Below are 4,104 nucleotides of genomic sequence, written 5' to 3'. Positions count from 1 at the left end.
CCGTGAGGCCGGGCGGGCGCCGCGCAAGCTGCTGGTTCCCGCTGGCGCCGGTGCGCCCAGCGTCGATGGCGTGGCGGTGTGCGCGCTGCAGGTCGACTGGCGCGGACCGCTGGCGTTCGTGCGCTGGCGCGATGCGCAGGGGCGCACCCAGCGCCTGGCGTGGTGGCCCGACACGCTGCCACCGGCGGCACGACGTGAACTGCGTCTGGCCGCTGCCGCCCATGCCGCTTCGTCTGCGCCGCCGCAAATGGCACCATAGCGCTCCCTGGATGGTGGCTGCGCATGTTCAAACCCTTACCCGTGGCCATCGGCCTGCGCTATCTGCGCGCCAAGCGCCGCAACAATTTCATCTCCTTCATCTCCATGGCCTCGATCCTCGGCATCGCCCTGGGCGTGACCGTGCTGATCACCACCCTGGCGGTGATGAGCGGCTTCCAGAAGGAGATCCGCGACCGCCTGCTGCAGATGGCCGCGCACGCCACGGTCAGCGCGCAGGGCGCGCCGATGGAGGACTGGCAGCACGCGGTGGACGTGGCCATGCGCGACAAGCGCGTCGCCGGCGCCGCGCCCTACGTCGAGGAAGAGGCACTGCTCACCGGCCAGCGCAACCAGCCGGCGATCGTCCGCGGCATCCTGCCCAAGGAAGAGGCCAAGGTCTCGGTGCTGGCGCAGAAGATGAAGCAGGGCTCGGTCGACAGCCTGACCCCGGGTTCGTACAACATCCTGCTCGGCCAGGAACTGGCGCTGTGGCTGGGCGTGGGCGTCGGCGACAAGGTGGTGGTGATGCTGGGCGAGCCGCAGGCCAGCCCGATGGGCATGGTGCCGCGCTACAAGCGCTTCACCGTCAGCGGCATCTTCGAGGCCGGCTACAACGAGATCGACCGCGGCCTGGCGGTGACCAGCATGCCCGACCTGCAGCGGGTGCTGCGCATGGGCGACGGCGTCACCGGCGTGCGCCTGAAGCTGTACGACATGGACCAGGCCTGGAACGTGGCGCGCGACCTGGCGCTGAACCTGCACGGCCCGTACATGGTCAGCGACTGGACCCGCGAGAACGCCAACCTCTACCAGTCGCTGAAGATGGAAAAGACGGTGATGGGCATCCTGCTGTCGCTGATCATCGCGATGGGTGCGTTCAACCTGGTGTCCTCGCAGGTGATGCTGGTGACCGACAAGCAGGCCGACATCGCCATCCTGCGCACACTGGGACTGAGCCCGGGCGGGGTGATGCAGGTGTTCATGGTGCAGGGCACACTGATCGGCGTGATCGGCACCGTCGCCGGCGTGATCGGCGGCATCGTGCTGACGCTCAACCTGGAGCGGATCCTGGCCGGCATCGAGGCGGTGTTCAACATCAAGCTGCTGCCGGAGGACGTCTACTACATCACCGGCCTGCCTACCGACATGCAGCCGCACGACGTCATGGTGATCACCATCGTTGCCTTGCTGATGAGCTTCCTGGCCACGCTGTACCCGGCCTGGCGCGCGGCGCGCACGCAGCCGGCGGAGGCGCTGCGCTATGAATGAGAGCCGGGAATCAGGAATGGGGAATCGGGAATCGGGAATGCAGAAGCGACAAGCGGACGCGGCGATCCGCGCCGAAGGCCTGGCCAAGACCTACGCCGAAGGCAAGATGCGCACGCCGGTGTTCGACGGCCTGGAGCTGAGCGTGGCGGCGGGCGAGACCGTGGCCATCGTCGGCGCGTCCGGTGCCGGCAAGAGCACCTTGCTGCACCTGCTCGGCGGCCTCGACGTGCCGACCTCCGGCGAGGTCTACGTGGCCGGCCAGCGCATGTCGGCGCTGACCGACGCGGCGCGCGGGCAGTTGCGCAACCGTTCGCTGGGCTTCGTCTACCAGTTCCATCACCTGCTGCCCGAGTTCACCGCGCTGGAGAACGTGATGATGCCGGTGCTGCTGGGCGGCGCGCCGATCCAGGACGCCGATGCGCGCGCGCGGGCGCTGCTGGAATCGGTGGGCCTGGGCCATCGTCTGGAACACAAGCCGGGCGAGCTGTCCGGCGGCGAGCGCCAGCGCGCCGCGGTGGCGCGTGCGCTGGTCAATCGCCCGGCCTGCGTGCTCGGCGACGAGCCGACCGGCAACCTCGACGACAAGACCGCGGCCAACGTGTTCGCGCTGATGCTCGAACTCAACCGCGCGCAGGGCACCAGCCTGGCCCTGGTCACCCACGACCGCAGCCTGGCGCGCAAGCTGGACCGGGTGCTGGAACTGCACCAGGGCAAGCTGCGCGAATTGGCGCCTGCGGACGTTTGAATGGGGAGGAGGCCGCACGGCGGCCCCGAACTGCAGGTGGTCGAGCATGATCGCGGCCTGACGATCGCGAGGGGCTCAAGCCTCTTTCAGGGGGCTGGCGTGGCAGCCATGCTTCCCGTGGCCGTCCTTCGATCCCGACGACAGCGCTGTCCTGCGGCTGACGCAGGCCGCGTCGGGACTGAAGTCCCTCCCACAGGGAGATCCTTACCACAGGTACGCCGGCGCATCGTCTTGCGGTAGGAGCGGCGTCAGCCGCGACACGAACGTTACCGATAGCCCCTGTCGCGGCTTAGCCGCTCCTGCAAGTGCAACCGCATGCGGGAGCGACTTCATTGCGACGAACGCAGCCGACCATGTCGTCGGCCCCGGTTGCCGACAGCGCCTGACCAAGCCTCGTCCCTCAGGGAATCACCCGCTGCGCGCGCAGTCGCGTGAACAGCTCCAGGAACGAGGCGCGGCTGTCGTAATAGCCGAGGAAGCCGAGATCGCGGCTCTTGGTCATGTCGTTGACGCACTCGATCTCTCGGCCGAGGTCGGCATCGGTGTGCCACCACGAGGCGAGTTGGTTGACGTCCACCTGCACCAGCCCATGCTGCTCGGCTATCTCGCGCCACAACGCCGGCGCGGCGTCCTGCAGGCGCGCTTGCAGCGGCATCGGCGCCTCCGGATAGGGGGCAGGGTCCAGGCCGAAGAACGCGGCGATCTCGCCCCACATCCAGCGCCAGCGGAACACGTCGCCGTTGACCGTATTGAAGGCCTGGTTGCGTGCGGCCGGATTGGTCGCCGCCCAGGCCAACTGGCGGCCGAGCAGGCCGGCGTCGGTGAGGTCGGTGAGGCTGTCCCACTGCGCGCGCGAACCGGGGAACACGAATGGCTGCCCGGTGTGCTTGCACAGCGTCGCGTACACCGCCAGGGTCACGCCCATGTTCATCGCATTGCTGCCGTTGGCCTGGCCGATCATGGTGTGCGAGCGGTGCACGCTCCAGCCGAAGCCGTGGCGCGCGGCGGCGTCCAACAGCAGGTCTTCCAGCGTGTAGTAGAAATTCTCGCCCGGCTGCCGCGGTTCGCTCTCGCGGAACGGCGTCTCCGCCTTGCCGCTGCCGTAGTGCTCGAACGAGCCGAGGTAATGCTTGGTGCCGGTGACCAGCGCCATGTGCTGCAGCGTCGCGCCGTCCAGGCCCTCGCACAGGTGCCGCAACATCGCGCCGTTGGCGGCGACGTTCTCCTTCTCGGTGTCGCGCCGCGTCCAGGTGCAGAAGAACACGTGGGTGATCGGCAGCCCGCGCAGCGCTGCGATGGTGGCGTCGCGGTCGAGCAGATCGGCTGCCACCGGAATCACGCCTTCCTGCGGCACCGGACGGCGCGCCAGCCCATAGACGGTCCAGCCCTCGGCGACCAGCACATTGGCGAGGTTGTAGCCGGAAATGCCAGTGACTCCGACGATCAGTGCGATGCCCTTGCGCATGCGCGAACTCCTTACGACGTGGGGTATCGCACCTTAGGCGCGGGGCGATGAAGTTGCGGAGAACTGCGTCGGGACTGTGACGCGGCGCTCGCTCGCGCGTTAGGCGAATTCTGACGCGGTGCCGCGGCATGGACCGATGGCTCGCGTCCAGGCGGGATGCGACGCTGGCATGGCGATACAGACGGTGTCGCGCGATGCGCACGTCGCGCCGCTTCGTCTCGCTGCTTCCGATCCATCGATGCCAAGGAGGGCAAGCACATGCAACCGTCGGCAGACGCCGTGCCGTGCCAGGGCCCCGTCGCGGCTCGCGCTGCCCGCTGGCCGGCACCGGCGCCGTTCGGCGCTGCGGTCGCGGCCAGCCTCGCCA

At 68.7% G+C, this 4,104-nt stretch carries 3 protein-coding genes and 1 pseudogene; 3 read left to right on the top strand and 1 reads right to left on the bottom strand.

From position 1 onward, the window contains the following. The 3 genes and pseudogenes from D183_RS0112580 to lolD all read left to right on the top strand — a co-directional run. Window positions 1-259, top strand: a pseudogene (locus D183_RS0112580) (hypothetical protein); the annotation flags it as partial. A 23-nt stretch (window positions 260-282) separates the two neighbouring features. Beyond that, window positions 283-1,527 carry a lipoprotein-releasing ABC transporter permease subunit gene (locus tag D183_RS0112575; RefSeq protein ID WP_010342649.1) on the top strand — a complete coding sequence of 415 codons (1,245 nt, stop codon included), beginning with the start codon at window positions 283-285 and terminating at the stop codon, window positions 1,525-1,527. Further along, window positions 1,520-2,272, top strand: a complete 753-nt coding sequence (lolD, locus tag D183_RS0112570) for a lipoprotein-releasing ABC transporter ATP-binding protein LolD (protein ID WP_026143294.1) — start codon at window positions 1,520-1,522, stop codon at window positions 2,270-2,272. The genes D183_RS0112575 and lolD overlap by 8 nt, the downstream gene beginning before the upstream one ends. Before the next feature lie 400 nt (window positions 2,273-2,672). On the opposite strand, the gene D183_RS0112565 is transcribed toward lolD, so the two are convergent. Beyond that, window positions 2,673-3,737, bottom strand: a complete 1,065-nt coding sequence (locus D183_RS0112565) for an SDR family oxidoreductase (RefSeq protein WP_017909301.1) — start codon at window positions 3,735-3,737, stop codon at window positions 2,673-2,675. Window positions 3,738-4,104: the final 367 nt, after the last annotated feature.

Origin of the sequence: Xanthomonas sp. SHU 199, assembly GCF_000364665.1 — a bacterium.
Classification (GTDB): domain Bacteria; phylum Pseudomonadota; class Gammaproteobacteria; order Xanthomonadales; family Xanthomonadaceae; genus Xanthomonas_A; species Xanthomonas_A sontii.
Note: the sequence above shows the minus strand (reverse complement) of the source record. Positions and strands in the feature narration are given on the sequence as shown.

Bases quoted from the DNA above. Each gene is read 5' to 3' on its own strand.
- D183_RS0112575 (WP_010342649.1), top strand. From the start codon at position 283: ATGTTCAAACCCTTACCCGTGGCCATCGGCCTGCGCTATCTGCGCGCC.
- D183_RS0112565 (WP_017909301.1), bottom strand. From the start codon at position 3,737: ATGCGCAAGGGCATCGCACTGATCGTCGGAGTCACTGGCATTTCCGGC.
- lolD (WP_026143294.1), top strand. From the start codon at position 1,520: ATGAATGAGAGCCGGGAATCAGGAATGGGGAATCGGGAATCGGGAATG.